At 67.9% G+C, this 19123-nt stretch carries 20 protein-coding genes, 1 other RNA gene, 1 pseudogene and 1 riboswitch; of the genes and pseudogenes, 9 read left to right on the top strand and 13 right to left on the bottom strand.

What is annotated here, in order from left to right; genetic code table 11:
• Window positions 1-20: 20 nt before the first annotated feature.
• Window positions 21-818 carry an ABC transporter ATP-binding protein gene (locus tag AK36_RS17165; RefSeq protein WP_011885727.1) on the bottom strand — a complete coding sequence of 266 codons (798 nt, stop codon included), beginning with the start codon at window positions 816-818 and terminating at the stop codon, window positions 21-23.
• Entirely contained in the window at window positions 815-1822 is a 1008-nt protein-coding gene (locus AK36_RS17160; RefSeq protein WP_224383364.1) for a FecCD family ABC transporter permease, read from the bottom strand. Before AK36_RS17160 ends, AK36_RS17165 begins: the two co-directional genes overlap by 4 nt.
• 471 nt (window positions 1823-2293) lie before the next feature.
• Window positions 2294-2548: riboswitch (cobalamin riboswitch) on the bottom strand.
• 165 nt (window positions 2549-2713) lie between these two features.
• Between AK36_RS17160 and AK36_RS17155 the strand changes: the two genes are divergently transcribed.
• The 5 genes from AK36_RS17155 (at window position 2714) to AK36_RS17140 (ending at window position 5102) form a co-directional block, all read left to right on the top strand.
• Window positions 2714-3064, top strand: a complete 351-nt coding sequence (locus AK36_RS17155; RefSeq protein ID WP_011885729.1) for a hypothetical protein — start codon at window positions 2714-2716, stop codon at window positions 3062-3064.
• Entirely contained in the window at window positions 3061-3375 is a 315-nt protein-coding gene (locus tag AK36_RS17150; RefSeq protein WP_011885730.1) for a cell division protein ZapA, read from the top strand. The genes AK36_RS17155 and AK36_RS17150 overlap by 4 nt, the downstream gene beginning before the upstream one ends.
• A gap of 92 nt (window positions 3376-3467) precedes the next feature.
• Window positions 3468-3649, top strand: a non-coding RNA gene (ssrS, locus tag AK36_RS31260) — 6S RNA.
• 70 nt (window positions 3650-3719) lie between these two features.
• Window positions 3720-4181: an EVE domain-containing protein gene (locus AK36_RS17145; protein WP_011885731.1), complete on the top strand. Its 462-nt coding sequence runs from the start codon at window positions 3720-3722 to the stop codon at window positions 4179-4181.
• A 180-nt stretch (window positions 4182-4361) separates the two neighbouring features.
• Window positions 4362-5102 (top strand): SIMPL domain-containing protein, encoded by a 741-nt coding sequence (locus tag AK36_RS17140; protein ID WP_011885732.1) that lies wholly within the window; start codon window positions 4362-4364, stop codon window positions 5100-5102.
• A 138-nt stretch (window positions 5103-5240) separates the two neighbouring features.
• Here the strand turns inward: AK36_RS17140 and lgt are convergent, their stop codons facing one another.
• Together lgt and AK36_RS34320 are read right to left on the bottom strand one after the other, a co-directional pair.
• The gene (gene lgt / locus AK36_RS17135) at window positions 5241-6131 is read right to left on the bottom strand and encodes a prolipoprotein diacylglyceryl transferase (RefSeq protein ID WP_034192612.1); all 891 of its coding nucleotides are present in this window, start codon (window positions 6129-6131) and stop codon (window positions 5241-5243) included.
• 88 nt (window positions 6132-6219) lie between these two features.
• Window positions 6220-6620: pseudogene (locus AK36_RS34320) on the bottom strand (type 2 periplasmic-binding domain-containing protein); the annotation flags it as partial.
• Between the two features lie 158 nt (window positions 6621-6778).
• Here AK36_RS34320 and AK36_RS17130 point away from each other — a divergent pair.
• Window positions 6779-7108 (top strand): c-type cytochrome, encoded by a 330-nt coding sequence (locus tag AK36_RS17130; RefSeq protein ID WP_011885733.1) that lies wholly within the window; start codon window positions 6779-6781, stop codon window positions 7106-7108.
• A gap of 145 nt (window positions 7109-7253) precedes the next feature.
• On the opposite strand, the gene AK36_RS17125 is transcribed toward AK36_RS17130, so the two are convergent.
• From AK36_RS17125 to AK36_RS17115, 3 genes are read right to left on the bottom strand one after another with little or no spacing between them, the layout of a single operon-like run.
• Window positions 7254-8003: a DUF2486 family protein gene (locus AK36_RS17125; RefSeq protein ID WP_045578869.1), complete on the bottom strand. Its 750-nt coding sequence runs from the start codon at window positions 8001-8003 to the stop codon at window positions 7254-7256.
• Window positions 8004-8028: 25 nt separating this feature from the next.
• Window positions 8029-8445 carry a DNA polymerase III subunit chi gene (locus tag AK36_RS17120; protein WP_011885735.1) on the bottom strand — a complete coding sequence of 139 codons (417 nt, stop codon included), beginning with the start codon at window positions 8443-8445 and terminating at the stop codon, window positions 8029-8031.
• 34 nt (window positions 8446-8479) lie between these two features.
• On the bottom strand, window positions 8480-9991 hold the full coding sequence (locus AK36_RS17115; protein ID WP_011885736.1) for a leucyl aminopeptidase: 1512 nt from the start codon (window positions 9989-9991) through the stop codon (window positions 8480-8482).
• A 122-nt stretch (window positions 9992-10113) separates the two neighbouring features.
• Here AK36_RS17115 and lptF point away from each other — a divergent pair, with 122 nt between their 5' ends.
• From lptF to AK36_RS17100, 3 genes are read left to right on the top strand one after another with little or no spacing between them, the layout of a single operon-like run.
• Window positions 10114-11205, top strand: coding sequence for an LPS export ABC transporter permease LptF (lptF, locus tag AK36_RS17110; RefSeq protein ID WP_011885737.1), 1092 nt, complete (start codon window positions 10114-10116; stop codon window positions 11203-11205).
• A 3-nt stretch (window positions 11206-11208) separates the two neighbouring features.
• Window positions 11209-12357: an LPS export ABC transporter permease LptG gene (gene lptG, locus AK36_RS17105; RefSeq protein ID WP_045578868.1), complete on the top strand. Its 1149-nt coding sequence runs from the start codon at window positions 11209-11211 to the stop codon at window positions 12355-12357.
• 25 nt (window positions 12358-12382) lie between these two features.
• Window positions 12383-12766 carry a sirohydrochlorin chelatase gene (locus tag AK36_RS17100; protein WP_011885739.1) on the top strand — a complete coding sequence of 128 codons (384 nt, stop codon included), beginning with the start codon at window positions 12383-12385 and terminating at the stop codon, window positions 12764-12766.
• 79 nt (window positions 12767-12845) lie between these two features.
• Here AK36_RS17100 and cobA read toward each other — a convergent pair whose 3' ends face one another.
• The 6 genes from cobA to AK36_RS17070 form a co-directional block, all read right to left on the bottom strand.
• Complete coding sequence (gene cobA / locus AK36_RS17095) at window positions 12846-13595, bottom strand: uroporphyrinogen-III C-methyltransferase (protein ID WP_045578867.1); 750 nt, start codon at window positions 13593-13595, stop codon at window positions 12846-12848.
• Window positions 13596-13671: 76 nt separating this feature from the next.
• On the bottom strand, window positions 13672-14988 hold the full coding sequence (locus tag AK36_RS17090; protein ID WP_045578866.1) for a sulfate adenylyltransferase subunit 1: 1317 nt from the start codon (window positions 14986-14988) through the stop codon (window positions 13672-13674).
• Window positions 14989-15010: 22 nt separating this feature from the next.
• Window positions 15011-15973 (bottom strand): sulfate adenylyltransferase subunit CysD, encoded by a 963-nt coding sequence (cysD, locus tag AK36_RS17085; RefSeq protein WP_011885742.1) that lies wholly within the window; start codon window positions 15971-15973, stop codon window positions 15011-15013.
• 75 nt (window positions 15974-16048) lie between these two features.
• Window positions 16049-16795, bottom strand: coding sequence for a phosphoadenylyl-sulfate reductase (locus AK36_RS17080; protein ID WP_011885743.1), 747 nt, complete (start codon window positions 16793-16795; stop codon window positions 16049-16051).
• Entirely contained in the window at window positions 16792-17334 is a 543-nt protein-coding gene (locus AK36_RS17075; protein WP_011885744.1) for a DUF934 domain-containing protein, read from the bottom strand. Before AK36_RS17075 ends, AK36_RS17080 begins: the two co-directional genes overlap by 4 nt.
• A gap of 25 nt (window positions 17335-17359) precedes the next feature.
• Window positions 17360-19039: a nitrite/sulfite reductase gene (locus AK36_RS17070; protein WP_011885745.1), complete on the bottom strand. Its 1680-nt coding sequence runs from the start codon at window positions 19037-19039 to the stop codon at window positions 17360-17362.
• Window positions 19040-19123 lie beyond the last annotated feature (84 nt).

Raw genomic sequence — 19123 nt, 5'->3', positions numbered from 1 at the left:
TGCGAAAGAAGGAAGGTGGATCATCGTCGCTCGGGCCACGCCGGCAGCAGCGCGTCGCGGCCGTTCTCGCGAATCAGCACGAGCGGATAGCCGAACGCATCGCTCGCGCGCGCAGGCGTCAGCACGTCGTGCACGCGGCCCGCCCACGCATGGCCGCGGCCGTCGAGCAACAGCGCGTGAGTCGCGAAGCGGCGCGCGAGATTCAGGTCGTGACACGAGAACAGCACCGTGCGCGGGCCTGCGTCGACCCACGCGGTGAGCGCGGTCAGCGCGTCGATCTGGTGATGCAGGTCGAGATGCGCGAGCGGTTCGTCGAGCAGCAGCAGCGGCGCGTCCTGACACAGCGTCGCAGCCAGCGCGACGCGCTGGCGCTCGCCGCCCGACAGCGACAGCACGTCGCGCGAGGCGAGCGCGGCGAGCCCGAACGTCGCGAGCGCGTCGCGCGCCGCGGCGCGGTCGCCGTCGCGCTCCCAGCCCCAGCCGCCCAGATAGGGGAAACGGTTCAGCAAAACCGTATCGAACACCGTCGCGCTGAACGCGTCGTGCAGTTGCTGTGGCATCAGCGCGCGGCGGCGTGCGAGCTGCTCGGGCTGCCATGCCGCGAGCGGCCGGCCGTCGTACTCGACGTGCCCGCCGGCCGGCTGCTGCAAACCCGCGAGCGTCGCGAGCAGCGTCGTCTTGCCGGCGCCGTTCGGCCCGGCGACGCACCAGATCTCGCCCGGCCGGAACGCCTGCGTGAAGCCGTCGAGCAGCGTCCGCTCGCCGGCCTCGAGCGTGAGCGCGAGCGCCGTGCAATCCGCGTCGGCAGCGTGCGTCATCGCGGCGGCCTCCTCAGCAGCATCCACAGGAACACCGGGACGCCGATCAATGCGGTCATCACGCCGACCGGCAATTGCGCGGGCGCGATCGCGGTGCGCGCGAGCAGGTCGGCCGCCATCACGCCGCCGCCGCCCGCGAGCATCGCGGCCGGCAGCAGCATGCGCTGGTCGTTGCCGAACGCGAGCCGCAGCGCATGCGGTACGACGAGGCCGACGAAGCCGATCGTGCCGGCCGTCGTCACCGCGGCCGCGGCGGCCAGTGACGCGACCAGGTAAATGCGCACGCGCACGCGCGCGACCGGCACGCCGAGCGCCAGCGCGGTCGCGTCGCCGCGCAACATCACGTTCAGCTGCGGCGCGGCCGGCAGTGCCGCAGCGGCGGCGAGCAGCAACGCGCCCCATGCGAACCACGGCGCGCTCACGCCGCTCAGGTCGCCGGTCAGCCAGAAGATGATGCCGCGCAGCCGCGCGTCGGGCGCGAGCGACAGCAGCAGCGTGACGAGCGCGCCCCACCCGGCCGCAATCACGACGCCGGTAAGGAGCAGCCGCGGCGATGCATCGCGCGAGTCGCCGCGCCGCAATTCGCGGCGCGCCAGGCCGAGCACGAGCGTGACCGACACGAGCGCGCCCGCGAACGCGCACGCATCGACGAGCCACCACGCGGCGCCGGCGATCATCGCGACGAGCGCGAAGCCGGCCGCGCCGCCGGACACGCCGAGCACGTACGGTTCCGCGAGCGGGTTGCGCAGCAGCACCTGCAGCAGCGCGCCGGCCAGCGCGAGCAGCGCGCCGCACGCGAAACCCGCGAGCGCGCGCGGCAAGCGCAACGTGCGCACGATGTCGGCGAACAGCGCGTCGTCGCCGTGCGACACGAGCGATGCGAGCGCCTGCCACGGCGACATCGGCACACTGCCGATCGACAGCGACGCGACGAACAGCAGCGCCACCACGCCGGCGAGCGTGGTCCAGATCGCGACGGCACGCGCGGCATTCATGCGCCGCATCCGACGAAGGTCGAGCAGCGGCGCACGCGCGTGGCGCTGCGGTGAGACGAACGCATGACGGAGATTGCGTTGCGCCGAGGCGAACGCCGAACGGACGTCGCGCTGCGACGTGTCGAACCGATGTGCAGGTTGCCGGCCCCCGTACGGCGAGTTGCTGCGCCGCACTTCGGCGACGCCGGCCCGTGACGGTCGAGATCCATCGAACGGCCGGTCCGCGCGCACGGCGTCGCGCGCACGCTCGCGCCTCGCGCGCTTGCCGGTCGTGCGGCATCGCGCTCGCGTGCGAGACCGCCGCACTCGCCGAACTCGCCGAGCCCGGCGCAGCCGCACTGGCCGCACGCAACGTGACGGCGGCACACGGCACGCGGCGGCATGCGCAGCGTCGTGCGAATGATTGGGGTCGGCATCGAAGACAGTTCCCGTGAAGCGCTGCGCACCCTGCTTCCCCGCAGCGCGCGCGTCATGAAGCCCGACGGGCTCCTCGTCTCGGCCGGTATCCGGGCTGACGGCGTGCCGGCTCGCCTTCCCGCGCGCATCGCGCGCAGTGGCCCGCGCCCGCATGCGCAAGCTGCATGCGAAACGCGCCCGAGCCGGCCTGCGTCGTACGACGCGGCCGCTTACCGTTGCGGGGGCAGCGCAGGTTGGCGAGCTCCTGGCGAAGCGCACGCCCTGCTTCCCGTTTAACCGCGCGACGCACGCGCGAGCACCGAGGCCGCGCCAGTTTAGGAGCGGGCCGCGCGAGCGTCAAGAAAGCGTCGGCACGCACGCGGCGCATGCGTCGGATGCGCATATTCGCGGCAAGAAGCCGGGGTGTTACGACTGGAAACGTTACAGATGTCGGAAAGCGGGGTATTCCGCGCTAAAATGCTGGGTCTTTAGAGGACGCAGCAGATGCTCAACGAACTCGAAACCTTATCTCAAAATATTGGCCGTCTGATTTCGCTGAACAAGCGCTATCACTCGGAACGGCTCGCGCTCGAGGAGCAGGTCACGCAATTGCGCGCGGACGCGGACACGGTCCGTGCGGAACTCGCGCAGCTGCGCGAAGAACGCAATGCGCTTGCGGCCGAGCGCGACACGCTGTCGGCAAAGATCGACGACGCCCAGGTCAAACTGAACGCGATCCTCGAGAAGCTGCCGCGCACGAAGAGCGTGGAGCAAGCCGACAACCAGCTCGACCTGCTGGACGGGCAGGCGCGCCCCGATAGCGACGACGCGGCCAGCCACGGAGAACATGCATGAGCACCAAGCAGATCGAAGTCTCGATTCTCGGTCAGCCGTATCGGCTCGCTTGTTCGGCCGAGACCGAAGCGGCGCTGCTCGAGGCCGTCGCGCGCGTCGATGCCGAAATGTCGAAGATCCGCGCGAACAGCTCGGTGCGCGGCACCGATCGCATCGCGGTGATGGCCGCGCTGTCGCTCGCGTCCGAATTGCTGCGGCTGCAAACGAGCGTGCGGCACGGTGAAGCATTTCCGGCCGAGGAAATCCGTCGTACAATGCACCAGATGAACGAACAGCTCGGCGCTGTGCTCGCACAGCACGAGACGCAGTAACAAGCGCAGTAACGTTTGATTGTTGTGTCGATTCCCCTTGATCTCGGCGATCAACGGTGTTCAAATTGGCGCAACGAAACACAGTTTAGTCAGCTTCCCTGCCTGGTTCGCCAAGGTCATATATTCCTTGAACCAATGCCATGTGCACGGTTGCGGAAATTTGTAGCACGGGCGCGCGCGTCACTCTGTCTGATGTACCCGATGTGCTGCTAACTGCGACCAATTCTGAACCCCAGGTTCAGGATGCCGGCCTAGCGGCCAAGGCGGGGGCCTATTCAACGGCATCGGGCTTGTCCCGATGCCGTTTCCTTTTGCAACAGCCCTTTCTGCGTCGATCACGATCCATGCAATACTGGCTGATGAAGTCCGAACCGGACGAAGCAAGCATCGACGATCTCGCACACGCACCGCAGCGCTCGCTGCCATGGACCGGCGTGCGCAACTATCAGGCGCGCAACTTCATGCGCGACACGATGAAGATCGGCGACGGCGTGCTGTTCTATCACTCGAGTTGCCCCGAACCGGGCATCGCGGGCCTCGCCGAAGTTGCATCGGCGCCCTACCCCGACCCGACCCAGTTCGATCCGAAGAGCCCGTATTACGACCCGAAGTCGACGCACGAAACGCCGCGCTGGCTGCTCGTCGACGTGCGCTTCGTGAAGAAGTCGGCGCTCGTGCCGCTCGCCGCGCTGCGCGAACACGACGAGCTCGCCGACATGCGCGTGCTCGCGCGCGGCAACCGGCTGTCGATCACGCCGGTCACGCGCGCCGAATGGCGCTTCATCACCGAAAGGCTGATGAAGTAGTCGCGCATCGAAGGTCAAATCCGGTCAGAACGCGCGGCCGTCGAGGAACTCGCGGCGCGCTTGCGCAGCCTAAGCAACGGCCGTCGCCCGAACGGGCCGACGGCCGTTTTTTCGTCGCGCGGTACGCCCGCGTCGCGCACGCGCGATCCGCATGCGCGCTCTCGCACAAGGAGTCCAACAATGACCAAGAAATCCGCTCTCGCGCTGTCGCTCGCGCTCGCCGCCGCCGTGCCCGTCGCGCTGACGCTCGCGTCGCCGGCCGCGCACGCACAAACCGCCAACCCGCATTTTCCGGAGCCGGCCGGCGTGCTGTCGCTGTCGTCGCAGGCGAGCGCCGACGTGCCGCAAGACATCATCCACATCACGCTGTTCTACGAACAGCAGGCCAAGGACGCCGGTAGCCTGACGGCTACGCTGAACCAGCGCGCCGACGCCGCGCTCGCGCAGGCGAAGGGCGTGTCGGGCGTCACCGCGCATACCGGTGCGTTCTCCGTCTATCCGAGCACCGATCGCGACGGCAAGATTTCCGCATGGCGCGGCCGCACGGAAGTCGTGCTCGAGTCGCGCGACTTCGCGGCCGCGTCGAAGCTCGCGGGCCAGCTGTCGAACCAGATGCAGATCGCGAACGTCGAATTCTCGCTGTCGCCCGAAGCGCAGCGCGCGGCCGAGCAGAAGCTGACGACCGAAGCGATCAAGTCGTTCCGCACACGCGCGGACGAAGCCGCGAAGGCGTTCGGCTACAGCAGCTACTCGATCCGCGACGTGAACGTCGGCGGCAGCCGCAACGTGCAGCCGTATCCGCGCATGATGGCGATGGCCGCGGCGCCGATGGACAACGCGAAGATGAGCGCACCGATTTCCGTCGAAGGCGGCAAGGCCACCGTGTCGGTCACGGTCAACGGCTCGGTGCAGATGAAGTAAGCACGAAGCAACGCGCGGCGCGCAACGCCGCGCAGATGCGAAAACGCCGGCCCTCGGGCCGGCGTTTTTCGTTCGAGCATCTGCATGCGACGAGCACGTGTGGCGAGCCCGTCGGCGTGGCGTCACGCGGCATGCATGTCACGCAGCCGCATTCGCTCCACGGCGACGATACGCCCACACCAGCATCGCGATGCCGGCGACGATCATCGGCAGCGACAGCCATTGCCCCATCGACAGGCCGAGCGCGAGCAGGCCGAGGAAATCGTCGGGCTCGCGGGCGAACTCGACGGTGAAGCGCGCGAGGCCGTAACCGATCAGGAACAGCGCCGACACCGCCCCCATCGGCCGTGGCTTGCGCGAGAAGAAGAACAGCACGAAGAACAGCACGACGCCTTCGAGCGCGATTTCATAGAGCTGCGAAGGATGGCGCGGCAGCATCTGGTACTGCATGAACACGTCGGCGAGATGCCACTTCTCGACGAGCGCCGGGTGCTTCGGCAGCCATGCGGCGTCGTCGCGCATCGCGCCCGGGAACAGCATCGCCCACGGCGCGCTCGGATCGGTCACGCGGCCCCACAGCTCGCCGTTGATGAAGTTGCCGAGCCGCCCGGCCGCAAGCCCGGTCGGCACCATCGGCGCGACGAAGTCGGTCACTTGCAGCCAGTGCCGCTTGCGCTGCCATGCGAACAGGATCATCGCGAGCGTCACGCCGAGAAAGCCGCCGTGAAACGACATCCCGCCTTCCCATACCTTGAATATGTCGAGCGGGTGCGACAGGTAGAAGTCGGCCTTGTAGAACAGCACGTAGCCGAGCCGGCCGCCGAGCACGGTGCCGAGCACGCCGTAGAACATCATGTCGTCGATGTCCTTCGCGGTCCAGCCCTGCGCCGCGACGTGCGGCAGCTTCAGGCGGACCCGGCCGACGACGATCGCCGCGATGAAGCCGACGAGATACATGAGGCCGTACCAGCGCACGGCCAGCGGGCCGAGATGGATCGCTACGGGGTCGAAATTCGGGTGAATGATCATGAGTTCGCGATGAAGTTTTCGAATGCGGTACGGCTCGCACAGGGCACGCACCGCGCGTTGGACGGCGCCGACGCGCCATCGTTCGCATCGCGCGGCGACTCCGTGCACGCGTGACATCGACGAAGCGGGCGAGCACCGCGCCGACGTCACCGGTGCACCACACGAGCCGCGCGTCGACGACCGGCGCGTCGAGCACGCCGGTGCGCCGCAGGTTACGCAGCGACTGCGGCATCCGTGCGACATCCAGGCCGGCCGACACGAGGCTGACGATCGTCTGCATCTGAATCGCCTGCGGGTCGATCGGCGGGTTTGCCCGGCTGCACCGTAGCAGGCCGTAATGATGTCATAAAAGCCGGGTGCCAAACGAAGCCGGGAGATCACGCGTCGCGACGCGGCGAGGTCGGTCGAGCGCACTGGCCCTTCGGCTTCGGCTTCATCAGCGTCAGCGGCAGGCGCCGCGCCCACCGACCTCGCCATCACGGCCACCTCGCCCGCCATACCGCAGCGCGACTACCGTCACGATACAGCGCACCGCACCTGCGACCGCGTAGCGCGCCCCGACTCGGGAAACGCGCAAAACGCGCGTTCCCTTTGCTCTTATAATGCGCGGACCGTGAAGCCGGCCGTTCGCGCCGGCGGAGGACTGCATGAAACAGACGATATCCGCCGCGCTGCTCGCGGCGCTGTTGGCGGCCGGCGCAGCGGCGGCGCACGCCGAGCCGGCCGGCGACGGGCTCGCACTCGCGCAACGCAAGAACTGCATGGCGTGCCACGCGGTCAACAAGCCACTGATGGGTCCGTCATTCCGCGACATCGCCGGCAAGTACGCGGCGCGCGCCGATGCGGCCGACTACCTCGCGCAGTCGATCGTGAAGGGCAGCGTCGGTGTGTGGAGCGGCGTGCCGATGCCCGCCAATACGCAGCTCACGAGCGCCGAAGCGCACACGCTCGCGCAATGGGTGCTGTCGCTGCGTTAACGCAATTCCGGGCACAACCCGGCGCGCGCGGCGGCGTCGTGCGACGCGGGCCGCTCCGGCACGCCGCCGCGCAGCAGGCCGCGCGCGTCATCCTAGCCGCGCAGCGCGTTACCCGAAACGACTACACACGCCGCGTGCCGGCCGCTCAGCCCGAATGACCGGCGCGGCGACGATCGATCTCTTCGTCGACCGCGTCACGCACCCATTCCATCACTTCGGTTTCCAACGCAAGCGCGACTTCGCGCGTGATCTGGCCGACCAGCCAGGCCGTGTGGTCGTGCAGCGCGTCGCGACAGCGCGCCTCGATCGCGTCGCGCCCGGCACCGGTCAAATAGTTCGTGAGCCGGTCGCGCAAACGCTCGGCGATATGCTGCGCGTCCTCGGGCGTCAGCGCCGCCGCGGCGGCGGGCGCGCCCAGCGGCGGCGGCGACGTGTCGGCCGGTCGATCCGCGAGCGCCGCGGCAGCGGCCGCAGCCGGCACGAGTGCCTGCGGCAGTGTCGCGTCGTCGAGCGGCGCCGCGGCGAGCTCGGGCTGCGACGGCGCATCGTCCGCCAGGACCGAGCGCAGCGGCGCCGGCGTGGCGGCCGCTTCCTCGGCCACCACGTGCCCGGCCGCGGCCGGTTGCGCCGGCGCATCGCTGTCGCCGGGCAGCTCGACGGTCGGCAGATACGGCGTCGGCACCGGCTCGACGATCACCGCCTCGGTGCCCACCGTGTCGTGATCGAGCGCGTCGAACGCTGCCGTTCGGCCGCGCGCAATCATGTCGTTCAGCACCGGAATGTCGGCATCGTCGCGCGATCGTGCGTCGCCCACTGACGGCGCGGCCGGCACCGGCTTGCCGGGCACCAGCACGTCGGTCAGCGTCGGGATCGAGAATGGTTCGGCTTGTGTCACGGGAACGCTCCGTCGCCGGTTTCGGCTAGCTGCCCTGCTTGTAATTGTTCAGCGCGTATCCGCGATCGCGGTAGAAGCGGTAGCGGTCGCGGCCCGCAGCCAGCTCGTCGGGCGCGTTGCCGACCACTTCGAGCAGGCGCTCGAAGCGCGCGAACTGCGCGGGCACCGTCGCGCCGAGGTTCAGCAGCACCTGATGATGCGGCGCCTGGTCGAGATCGGCGGTGAGCAGAATCGGCGTGGCGGCCGCGTGCGGGCTGTCCACGCTGCAGTGCGGGATGAAGTCGAGCGGCGAAAAGGTCCACAACCGCTCGTCGAGCGCGCGCAGGCGCGCGGCTTCGGCGAGCACGACGACCGGCTGCCCGGCCTGATAGGCCTTGCGCAGCAGCCGGCATGCATACGCGAGCGAATCGCCGACGTTCGAATGGAAATCGATTCGCGTCATTGCCCGCTCGCCCGCATCGTCGTGTGACCGGCCATCACTGCCCGGCGCGGTCGATCAGGAATTGCGCGAGCAACGGCACCGGACGGCCCGTCGCGCCCTTCGCCGCGCCGCTCTTCCATGCGGTGCCGGCGATGTCCAGGTGCGCCCACGGGTAGCTTTCGGTAAAGCGCGACAGGAAGCACGCCGCCGTCACGGCGCCGGCCGGCCGGCCGCCGATGTTCGCGATATCGGCGAAATTCGACTTCAGCTGATCCTGGTACTCGTCGTCGAGCGGCATGCGCCACGCCGCATCGTTCGCTTCGCGCGATGCGTCGAGCAGTTCGCCCGCAAGCGCATCGTCCTTCGAGAACAGGCCGCTGTTGTGGCCGCCGAGCGCGATCACGCACGCGCCCGTGAGGGTCGCCACGTCGATCACCGCGGCCGGCTTGAAGCGCTCCGCATAGGTGAGCGCGTCGCACAGGATCAGACGGCCTTCGGCGTCGGTGTTCAGCACTTCGATCGTCAGGCCCTTCATGCTCGTGACGATGTCGCCCGGCTTCGTCGCGTTGCCGCCCGGCATGTTCTCGCAGGTCGGCACGATCGCGACGACGTTGATCTTCAGGCCCATTTCGGCGACCGCACGCATCGTGCCGAGCACCGAACCGGCGCCGCACATGTCGTACTTCATCTCGTCCATGCCTTCGCCCGGCTTCAGCGAGATGCCGCCGGTGTCGAACGTGATGCCCTTGCCCACCAGCACGACCGGCGCGGCCTTCGCCGCGGCGCCCTGGTAGTGCAGCACGATGAACTGCGGCGGCTCGACGGATGCGCGCGCGACCGACAGGAACGAGCCCATCTTCAGCGCCTGGATCTGCTTGAGCCCGAGCACCTCGGCCTTCAGGCCCCAATCCTTCGCGAGCTTCTTCGCGGTGTTGCCGAGATAGGTCGGCGTGCACACGTTGCCCGGCAGATTGCCCAGATCGCGCGTGAGGTCCATCCCGTTGGCCAGCGCGACGGCCTGCTTCGCCGCGAGCTTCGCCGCCTTTTCGTCGGACGGATCGACGCTGAACACGACGCGCTTGAGCGCGTGCGACGCCGGCTCCGGCTTGCTCTTCATCTGCGTGAAGCGGTACGTTTCGTTGCGCAGCGCGAGAATCGCGGCGCGCACGCCCCAGTCGGAGCCGCGCTCGTCGACCGGCAGCTGCGCGAGCGTGAACGTGACCTGCCCGACCTTGGTCGCCAGCAGCGCGCGCCACGCGGCGGTGGCCGCATCGTTATAGGCTTTCTGATTGAAAGCATCCTGCTTGCCGAGACCGACCAGCAGCACGCGCGATGCGCCGATCCCCGAGACCTCCGGCAGGAACAGCGTCTTGCCGCGCTTGCCGTCCATGTCGCCGGCCTTCACCACGCGCGAGATCAGCCCCTTGGTGGCCGTGTCGATGTCGAGCGCCGCGCCCGAAAGAGTTTGCGCCTCGAAGATGCCGAGTACGATGCAATCGGACTTCCCGGTCAGGAACCCCTTGGCCTCGCCTTTGCTCCAATCACAGCCTTTTATGCTAAAGTCCATCGCGCTTGTCCTCGGATAAAATCTGGGCTAAGGATGAAAGCCGCAATTATCCGCTATTTTTCCCGTGGCGGCGCGAGCGCTCCACCACGCGTGCGCAGCCTCCCGCCCTCTTCTCATCAAGAATGATCTTCGAACGCTCCCTCCAGCGCGAGCTTGCGTATACGGCTGGCGCCGTGTTCATGGTGCTGCTCACGATCATGCTCACGACGATGATGATCCGCATCGTCGGCTACGCCGCGTCCGGCGAAATCGATCCGCGGGACGTGCTCGTGCTGATCGGCCTGACCGTGATCGGCTATCTCGCGGTGATGCTCGTCGTCACGCTGTTCGTGTCGATCCTGTTCGTGCTGACCCGGTGGTACCGGGACTCCGAAATGGTCGTCTGGCTCGCGTCGGGCGTCAGCCTCACGCGCCTGATCAAGCCGATCGGCGTGTTCGCGACGCCGATCATCCTGCTGATCGCGTTCTTCGCGTTCGTCGGCTGGCCGTGGTCGAACCAGCAGAGCAAGATGATCAAGGCGCGCTTCCAGCAGCGCGACGAAATCTCGCTGCTCGCGCCGGGCCAGTTCCGCGAATCGGCGTCGAACCATCGCGTGTTCTTCATCGAAAAAATGTCGCCGGATCAGAGCAAGGTCCAGAACGTGTTCGTCACGTCGACGGAGAACGGCAAGGTCAACGTCGTCGTGTCGCACGCGGGCCATACCGAGACGCGCGACGGCGACCGCTTCGTCGTGCTGGAGGACGGCCGCCGCTACGACGGCACGCCGGGCCAGCCGAACTTCAAGATCATGGAGTTCCAGCGTTACGGCGTGAAGATCACGAGCACGCCGGTCACCAACGTGCCGACCACCAACAGCACGCCGACGCCGGAGCTGCTGAGCAACCCGACGCGCAACAACCTCGCCGAGTTCGCATGGCGCGCGGGGCTGCCGCTGATCGCGATCAACCTGATGGTGCTCGGCATTCCGCTGTCGTACCAGAACCCGCGCCGCAGCCGCACGATCAACCTCGTGATGGCCGTGCTGATCTACCTCACCTACTCGAACCTGCTGAACGTCGTGCAGGCGCAGATCGAGCAGGGCAAGATGTCGTTCGGCGTCGGGCTCGTCGGGCTGCATCTGGCCGTCGCGGCGATCGTCGCGGTGATCTTCTGGTTGCGCGTGCGCAATCGCCCGCTGTTTACACGCGCGCTGTTCGGCCGCTCGGGAGCATGATCGATGCGGCTCTATGAAAAGTATTTCGCGCGACAGATCTACGTCACGTTCGTCTTCATCCTGTTCGCGTTCTCGGGGCTGTTCTTCTTCTTCGACCTGATCAGCGAACTGAACTCGGTCGGCCACGGCAATTACAAGTTCGGCTACGCGGTGCTGCGCGTGGCGCTGCAGACGCCGTCGCGCTTCTACGAGATCATCCCGGTCGCCGCGCTGATCAGCGCGATCTACGTGTTCGCGCAGATGGCCGCGAGCTCGGAGTTCACGATCTTCCGCGTGTCGGGCCTCGCGACCAACCAGGCGCTGCGCTCGCTGCTGAAGATCGGCGTGCCGCTCGTGATCATCACCTATCTGATCGGCGAATTCGTCGGCCCGTACGCCGACCAGCTGTCGGAGCGGGTGCGATTGCAGGCGCTCGGCGCATCGGTGTCGTCGAACTTCCAGTCGGGCGTGTGGGTGAAGGACACGCTCGCGGCGCGCGAGAACGGCGAGCAGGTCACGCGCTTCGTCAACGTCGGCAGCCTGTCGCCCGATTCGACGATCAGCAACGTGCGCATCTACGAGTTCGATTCGAAATTCCAGCTGCAGAACGTGCGGATCGCGCAGACCGGCCGCTACGAGCCGCCCGGCCACTGGCTGCTCAAGGGCGTGACGGAAACCGAGCTGACGCCGATCAAGCCGATCGCCGGCCAGCCGGCCGACGCGCTGAACCCGGTGTACCGGTCGCAGCAGGTGTCGCTGCCCGAATACCGGCTGCGCTCCGATCTGACGCCGCAGATCCTGTCGGTGCTGCTCGTGTCGCCCGAACGGATGTCGCTGACCAACCTGTTCCGCTACATCCAGCATCTGCGCGAGAACCAGCAGGACACGCAGCGCTACGACATCGCGTTGTGGCGCAAGCTGCTCTACCCGTTCGCAGTGTTCGTGATGCTGGTGCTGTCGCTGCCGTTCGCGTACCTGCATACGCGCGCCGGCGTGGTGGGCGTGAAGGTGTTCGGCGGCATCATGCTCGGCATGAGCTTCCAGCTGCTCAACACGCTGTTCTCGCACATCGGCACGCTGAACACGTGGCCCGCGCCGCTCACCGCAGCAACGCCGGGCCTCATCTATCTCGCGCTCGGCCTGTTCGCGCTGAAGTGGGTCGACCGGCACTGAGCGCCGCCACGAGGGAGATCACGACATGAGTTCGCACGGCATCGTCCTGTTCGGTCACGGCGCGCGCGATCCGCGCTGGGCCGAGCCGTTCGAACGGCTCGCCGCGCGGCTGCGCGGCGCCGGCGAACCGGCCGCTCACGTGTCGCTCGCCTTCCTCGAACTGATGACGCCGTCGCTCGACGCGGCCGTCGCCGCGCAGGTCGCGGCGGGATGCACGCGGATCACCGTGGTGCCCGTGTTCTTCGGCCAGGGCGGCCACGTGCGGCGCGACCTGCCGCAGCTGATCGACGCGTGCCGCGCCGCGCATCCGCACCTCGACATCCGCTGCGCGACGGCCGTCGGCGAGGACGACGGCGTGCTCGACGCGATCGCGCGCTACTGCATCGATCAGATCGGCCGCGACGCGTAGCCGAATCGGCGGCATCCAAACAAAAAAGCGCTGGCTTCGATGAAGCCAGCGCTTTTTTTTGCCCGGACGCTACGTCGATTCACGCGGCGTTGCGCAACGCATCACCCTCTTTCGCGCGCGCGGCGCGTTCGGCGAACGCGTCGCCGATCATCAGCAGGCTCGGTTCGGCCGGATCGAGCCACGACTGCGCGTCGCCCGCGGCCATCTGCGCGAGCGTCAGCGTCAGCGTGCGTTCGCGCGCGGTGCTGCATGCCTCGACGATCGCCACCGGCGTCGCCGGGGCGCGGCCCGCGTCGATCAGTTGCTGCGCGATGCCCGGCGCGCTGTCGCGCCCCATGTAGTAGACGATCGAATCGGCGCGCGCGGCCTCGCGGATCTCGTCGCTGCCGGGCGCGCGGCTGTGCGTCGCGAACGCGACGCTGCGCGACACGCCGCGCAGCGTCAGCGAGCGCTTCAGCGTTGCCGCGCCGGCCAGCGCCGCGGTGATGCCCGGCACGACCTCGTAGTCGATGCCGGCTGCCTCGAGCGCGCGCAATTCTTCCTCGGCGCGACCGAACAGCATCGGGTCGCCGCCCTTCAGACGCACCACGCACGCATGCTCGCGCGCCGCATCGACGATCTGCTTGTTGATGAAGTGCTGCGCGGTCGAACGCTGGCCGCAGCGCTTGCCCACCGCGATGCGGCGCGCGTTCGGCGCGTAGTCGAGCATCGCCGGCTCGACGAGCGCGTCGTGCAGCACGACGTCGGCTTGCTCGAGCAGCCGTGCGCCGCGCACCGTGATGAGGTCCGCGGCGCCCGGCCCTGCTCCGATCAGATACACCTTGCCCATGTTTGTCGCTTCGCTAGTCGTGCCATGGCGGCTCGCGCGCCCCGCGAAGGCGGCGCGCGGTGCCCCGCAGTGCCCGTTACGCCGAGAAGGCGCGGATCATGCCGGCGGCGACCGTGTGATGCGTCGCCTCGTCGATCAGCACGAACGCGCCCGTGCCCGGATGCGCGTCGTAGGTGTCGCAGACGATCGGCTTCTGCAGCGTCAGCGCGACGCGGCCGATGTCGTTCATCTTCAGTTCCTGACGGTCGGTCGCGTGCGACAGCGTATGCACGTCGAGCACCTCGTTGACCGCGCCGATCTTCGCGAACACCGTGCTGGTGGTCTGCTTCAGCAGGTACTTGCGCTGCGGCGACAGCGGCGTCTCGTCGAACCAGCACAGGTCCGCGTCGAGCTTCTTCGCCGGTACGACCGGCTCCGCCGCCGTCACGAACATGTCGCCGCGCGACACGTCGATGTCTTCGCCAAGGCGGATCGTGACCGTCTGGCCCGCGAACGCGTGCGGGACTGCCGCGGTGCCGCCCGGCACCGGCGCGATGATCTCGGCGATCGTCGCGGTGCGGTTCGACGGCAGCACGACGATCTCGTCGCCGACCTTCACCTCGCCCGATTCGATCCGGCCCATGTAGCCGCGGAAATCGTCGGCCGAGCTGCCGTCCTGGCGCGCGACCCACTGCACCGGGAAGCGCAGCGCGTCATGCGCCTGCGTCTCGACCGGCAGCGATTCGAGCACGTCGAGCAGCGGCTCGCCCGCGTACCACGGCATGCGCTCGCTCGCGCCGACGATGTTGTCGCCCTTGAGCGCCGACACCGGCACGAAGCGCACGTCGGTCAGGCCGAGCTGCTGCGCGAGCGCGACGTACGCGTCGCGGATCTCGTTGAAGCGCGCTTCGCTGTAGTCGACCAGGTCCATCTTGTTGATCGCGACGATCACGTGCTGCAGCGCCAGCAGCTTGACGATCGCGCTGTGGCGTTTCGTCTGCGGCAGCAGCTGCGCGACGCCGTTCTCGATCGTCACGCGCGTCGCGTCGACCAGGATGATCGCCGCGTGTGCGGTCGACGCGCCCGTCACCATGTTGCGCGTGTACTGCTCGTGGCCCGGCGTGTCGGCGATGATGAACTTGCGCTTCGCGGTCGCGAAATAGCGGTACGCGACGTCGATCGTGATGCCCTGCTCGCGCTCGGCCTCGAGCCCGTCGGTCAGCAGCGCGAGGTCGAGCTCGTCGCCGACCGTGCGCTTGTTCTTCGCGCGCGACAGCGCGGACAGCTGGTCCGACAGCACGGCCTTGCTGTCGTACAGCAGGCGGCCGATCAGCGTGCTCTTGCCGTCGTCGACGCTGCCCGCGGTGATGAAACGCAGCACGCCGAGGTCTTCGGTGTTCTCGATGATGCTCATGATGTGAATGTCCTCGTGTGCTTCAGAAATAGCCTTGCTTCTTGCGCTGCTCCATCGCAGCTTCCGACGCCTGATCGTCCATCCGCGTCGCGCCGCGTTCGGTGATCTCGGTCACGGCCGTCTCGGCGATGATCTTCTCGACGTCGTCCGCATCGCTCTCGACTGGGCACGTGCAGCTGATGTCGCCGACCGTGCGGAAGCGCACCTGCGCGAGCTCGCTCGTCTCGCCGTCACGCATCGGCGTGAGCGGCGTGACCGGCACGAGCAGCCCGTTGCGGCGCACGATCTCGCGCTGGTGCGCGTAGTAGATCGACGGCAGTTCGAGGTTTTCGCGGGCGATGTACTGCCACACGTCGAGCTCGGTCCAGTTCGAGATCGGGAACACGCGCAGGTGTTCGCCCTTGTGCAGACGCGCGTTGTACAGGCTCCACAGCTCGGGGCGCTGCGCCTTCGGGTCCCACTGGCCAAATTCGTCGCGGAACGAGAAGATCCGCTCCTTCGCCCGCGCCTTCTCTTCGTCGCGGCGCGCGCCGCCGATCAGCGCCGTGTAGCCGTGCTGCTCGATCGTCTCGAGCAGCGTGACGGCCTGCGCGGCGTTGCGCGAATCGGTTTCGCGGCGCAGCACGACCGTGCCGCGCTTGATCGAATCCTCGACGTGGCCGACCACCAGCTCGGCGCCGAGCTGTTGTGCACGGCGGTCGCGGAAGTCGATCACTTCCTCGTAGTTGTGGCCCGTGTCGATGTGCACGAGCGGGAACGGCAGCGTCGTCTTGCGGTTCGCGCCGAGGCCGAACGCCTTCAGCGCGAGGTGCAGCACGACGACCGAATCCTTGCCGCCCGAGAACAACAGCGCCGGCTTGCTGCATTCGGCGACCAGTTCGCGCAGGATGTGGATCGACTCGGCTTCGAGCCAGTCGAGGTGGCCCATGCGGTTGTCGGCACCGGCGGGCGGGGCAAAGGCGGATTGCTCGAGCGTCGTGCTCATGATTTCGGTCCTTCTCTTCTGGGTTCGTGCGGCCCGTTGTCGCGGGCCGCGCAATATTCGGGTTCTGGTCGGCGTTCAGTGCGCGGCGCCGGCTTCGGCGCTCGCGGGAATCGGCGTGATCGTCGTGATGTGCAGACCGCATTCCTTGGTGTCGCGCGACTCCCACCACCAACGGCCCGCGCGGCTGTCCTCGCCGGGGCGAATCGCACGCGTACACGGCTCGCAGCCGATGCTCGGGTAACCGCGCGCGTGCAGCGGATTGACCGGCACTTCGAACGCGTTAAGGTACGCCCACACGTCGGCTTCCGTCCAGTCGGCGAGCGGGTTGTACTTCGCGATCCCGCGCGATTCGTCCCTTTCTTCCTCGTGCAGCTCCGCGCGCGTGACCGACTGCTCGCGACGCTGGCCCGTGACCCACGCGCCGACGTCGGCCAGCGCGCGGTTCAGCGGCTCCACCTTGCGGATGTGGCAGCACGACTTGCGCAGCTCGACGCTGTCGTAGAACGCGTTCGCCCCGTGCTCGGCGACGTACTGATCGACCGCCTCCTGGTTCGGATGGAACTGCTCGATCTCGTAGCCGTAGCGCTCGCGCACGCGGTCGATCATGCCGAGCGTCTCCGCGTGCAGGCGGCCGGTGTTCAGCGAGAAGATGCCGATCGGCACCTGCTTCGACAGGATCGCGTGCGTCAGCAGCATGTCTTCCGCGGCGAGGCTGCTCGCGAACTTGACCTTGTCGTGGCGCGCGCCGATCTGCGCGAGCAGCGCGTCGAGCCGCTCGACCTTGGCGGCCAGTTCGGGCGTGAGTGCGGTCGCGGCGCTCATGCGTTCACCTTCGCGTCGGATGCAGCCGCGCGGCGGCGGAACAGCGGCGCCGGCTCGTCGAACGCGCCCTGGTAACGCTGCGTGAATTCGCCGAACGCGTTGAGCGCGTCGTGGATGTCCTTGTCGGCACGCACCGCGAACGCGTCGAAGCCGCAGCGCGACATGTACAGCAACTGATCGCGCAGCACGTCGCCGATCGCGCGCAGCTCGCCGGTCCAGCCGTAGCGCTCGCGCAGCAGCCGCGCGATGCTGTAGCCGCGGCCGTCCGCGAACCGCGGGAAGTCGACCGCGATCAGCGAGATCGCGCCGAAGTCGGCCGCCAGCTCGGCCGGCTCGCTGTCCGGCGCGAGCCATACGCCGAGTTCGTCCTTCGTCTTCGCCGCGACGAGCGCCGCGCGCTCCGCTTGCCACAACGCGAACGGCACCAGCACCTTGCCGGCCGGCAGTGCGTCGACCGCGGGCAGCGCGCCGTCTTCCGCCGCGCGCACGACCTGCCATGCGTCGTCGATCACTGCGCGGTTCTTGATAATCGAAGCCATCTGCAAATTCCTTCTAGCCGGTGGGTTAGGCGTTCACTGCCTGGCGCGCCGCATAGACGCGCTCCTTGAACGGCGCGATGCCGATGCGGTCGTACGTATCGATGAAGCGCTCGCCGTCGGCGCGCGCATCGACGAACGTGTCGATCAGCTTCGCGATCACGTCGGGCACTTCGTCGGCGGAGAACGACGGCCCGATCACGCGGCCGAGGCGCGCGCCGTTCTGGCCCGTGCCCTGCTCGCCGCCGAGCGACACCTGGTACCACTCGGCGCCGTCCTTGTCGACGCCGAGGATGCCGATGTTGCCGACGTGATGGTGACCGCACGAGTTCATGCAACCGGAGATGTTCAGCGACAGGTCGCCGAGGTCGTACACGTAGTCGAGATCGTCGAAACGCTGCTGGATCGCCAGCGCGATCGGGATCGACTTCGCGTTCGCGAGCGAGCAGAAGTCGCCGCCCGGGCACGCGATGATGTCGGTCAGCAGCCCGATGTTCGGCGTCGCGAAGCCGGCCGCCTTCGCCTTTTCCCACAGCGCGAACAGGTCGCGCTTCTTCACGTTGGCCAGAATCAGGTTCTGCTCGTGCGATACGCGCACTTCGCCGAACGAGTACGCGTCGGCCCATTCGGCCACTTGATCCATCTGCTCGGCGCTCGCGTCGCCCGGCGCGACGCGGTGATCCTTCAGCGACAGCGTGACCGCCGCGTAGCCGGCCACCTTGTGCGGCGCGACGTTGCGCTCGACCCAGCGCGCGAACGCCTTGTTCTCGAGCAGATGCTGTTCGAACGACGCGTCGGTGTCGGCCAGCTTCTCGTAGACGGGCGGCGCGAAATACTGCGACACGCGGTCGAGTTCGGCCTGCGTCAGCGTGGACGGGCCGTCCTTCAGGTGCTGCCACTCTTCTTCGACCTGCTGCGCGAACTTCGCCGGTGACAGCGCCTTCACGAGGATCTTGATCCGCGCCTTGTACAGGTTGTCGCGGCGGCCGTAGCGGTTGTACACGCGCAGCACGGCTTCGCAGTACGTCAGCAGATGCTGCCACGGCAGATCTTCCTTGATCACCGCGCCGACGATCGGCGTGCGGCCGAGGCCGCCGCCCGCGAGGATGCTCGCGACCACCTCGCCCTGCGCGTTCTTCTTCAGATAGACGCCGAGGTCGTGGATCTGCACGGCCGCGCGGTCGTCGTGCGAGCCGGACACCGCGATCTTGAACTTGCGCGGCAACCACGCGAATTCGGGATGGAACGTCGACCACTGACGCAGGATCTCGGCCCACGGACGCGGATCGATCTCCTCGTCCTGCGCGACGCCGGCGAACTGGTCGGCCGTGATGTTGCGGATGCAGTTGCCCGACGTCTGGATCGCGTGCATCTGCACCGAGGCGAGCTTCGCGAGGATCTCGGGCGTGTCTTCGAGCTCGACCCAGTTGAACTGGATGTTCGAGCGGGTCGAGAAGTGACCGTAGCCGCGGTCGTGCTCGCGGGCGATGCGCGCCAGCATGCGGAGCTGGTTGCTGCGCAGGTTGCCGTACGGAATAGCGATGCGGTGCATGTACGCGTGGCGCTGCATGTACAGGCCGTTCTGCAGGCGCAGCGGACGGAACTCGTCTTCGCTCAACTCGCCCGACAGGCGGCGGCGCACCTGATCGCGGTACTGTGCGACACGCTCGTCGACGATCGTCTGGTCGTACTGGTCGTACTGATACATTCGGGGACCCCAGGGTGTTCGTGGTGACCGCGCGACGTCCTAGCCACGTCGCGCCCGAATCTCTGTTTCGCCGCTCCGGCCGGC

It is taken from the genome of Burkholderia vietnamiensis LMG 10929 (assembly GCF_000959445.1).
Classification (GTDB): domain Bacteria; phylum Pseudomonadota; class Gammaproteobacteria; order Burkholderiales; family Burkholderiaceae; genus Burkholderia; species Burkholderia vietnamiensis.
Note: the sequence above shows the minus strand (reverse complement) of the source record. Positions and strands in the feature narration are given on the sequence as shown.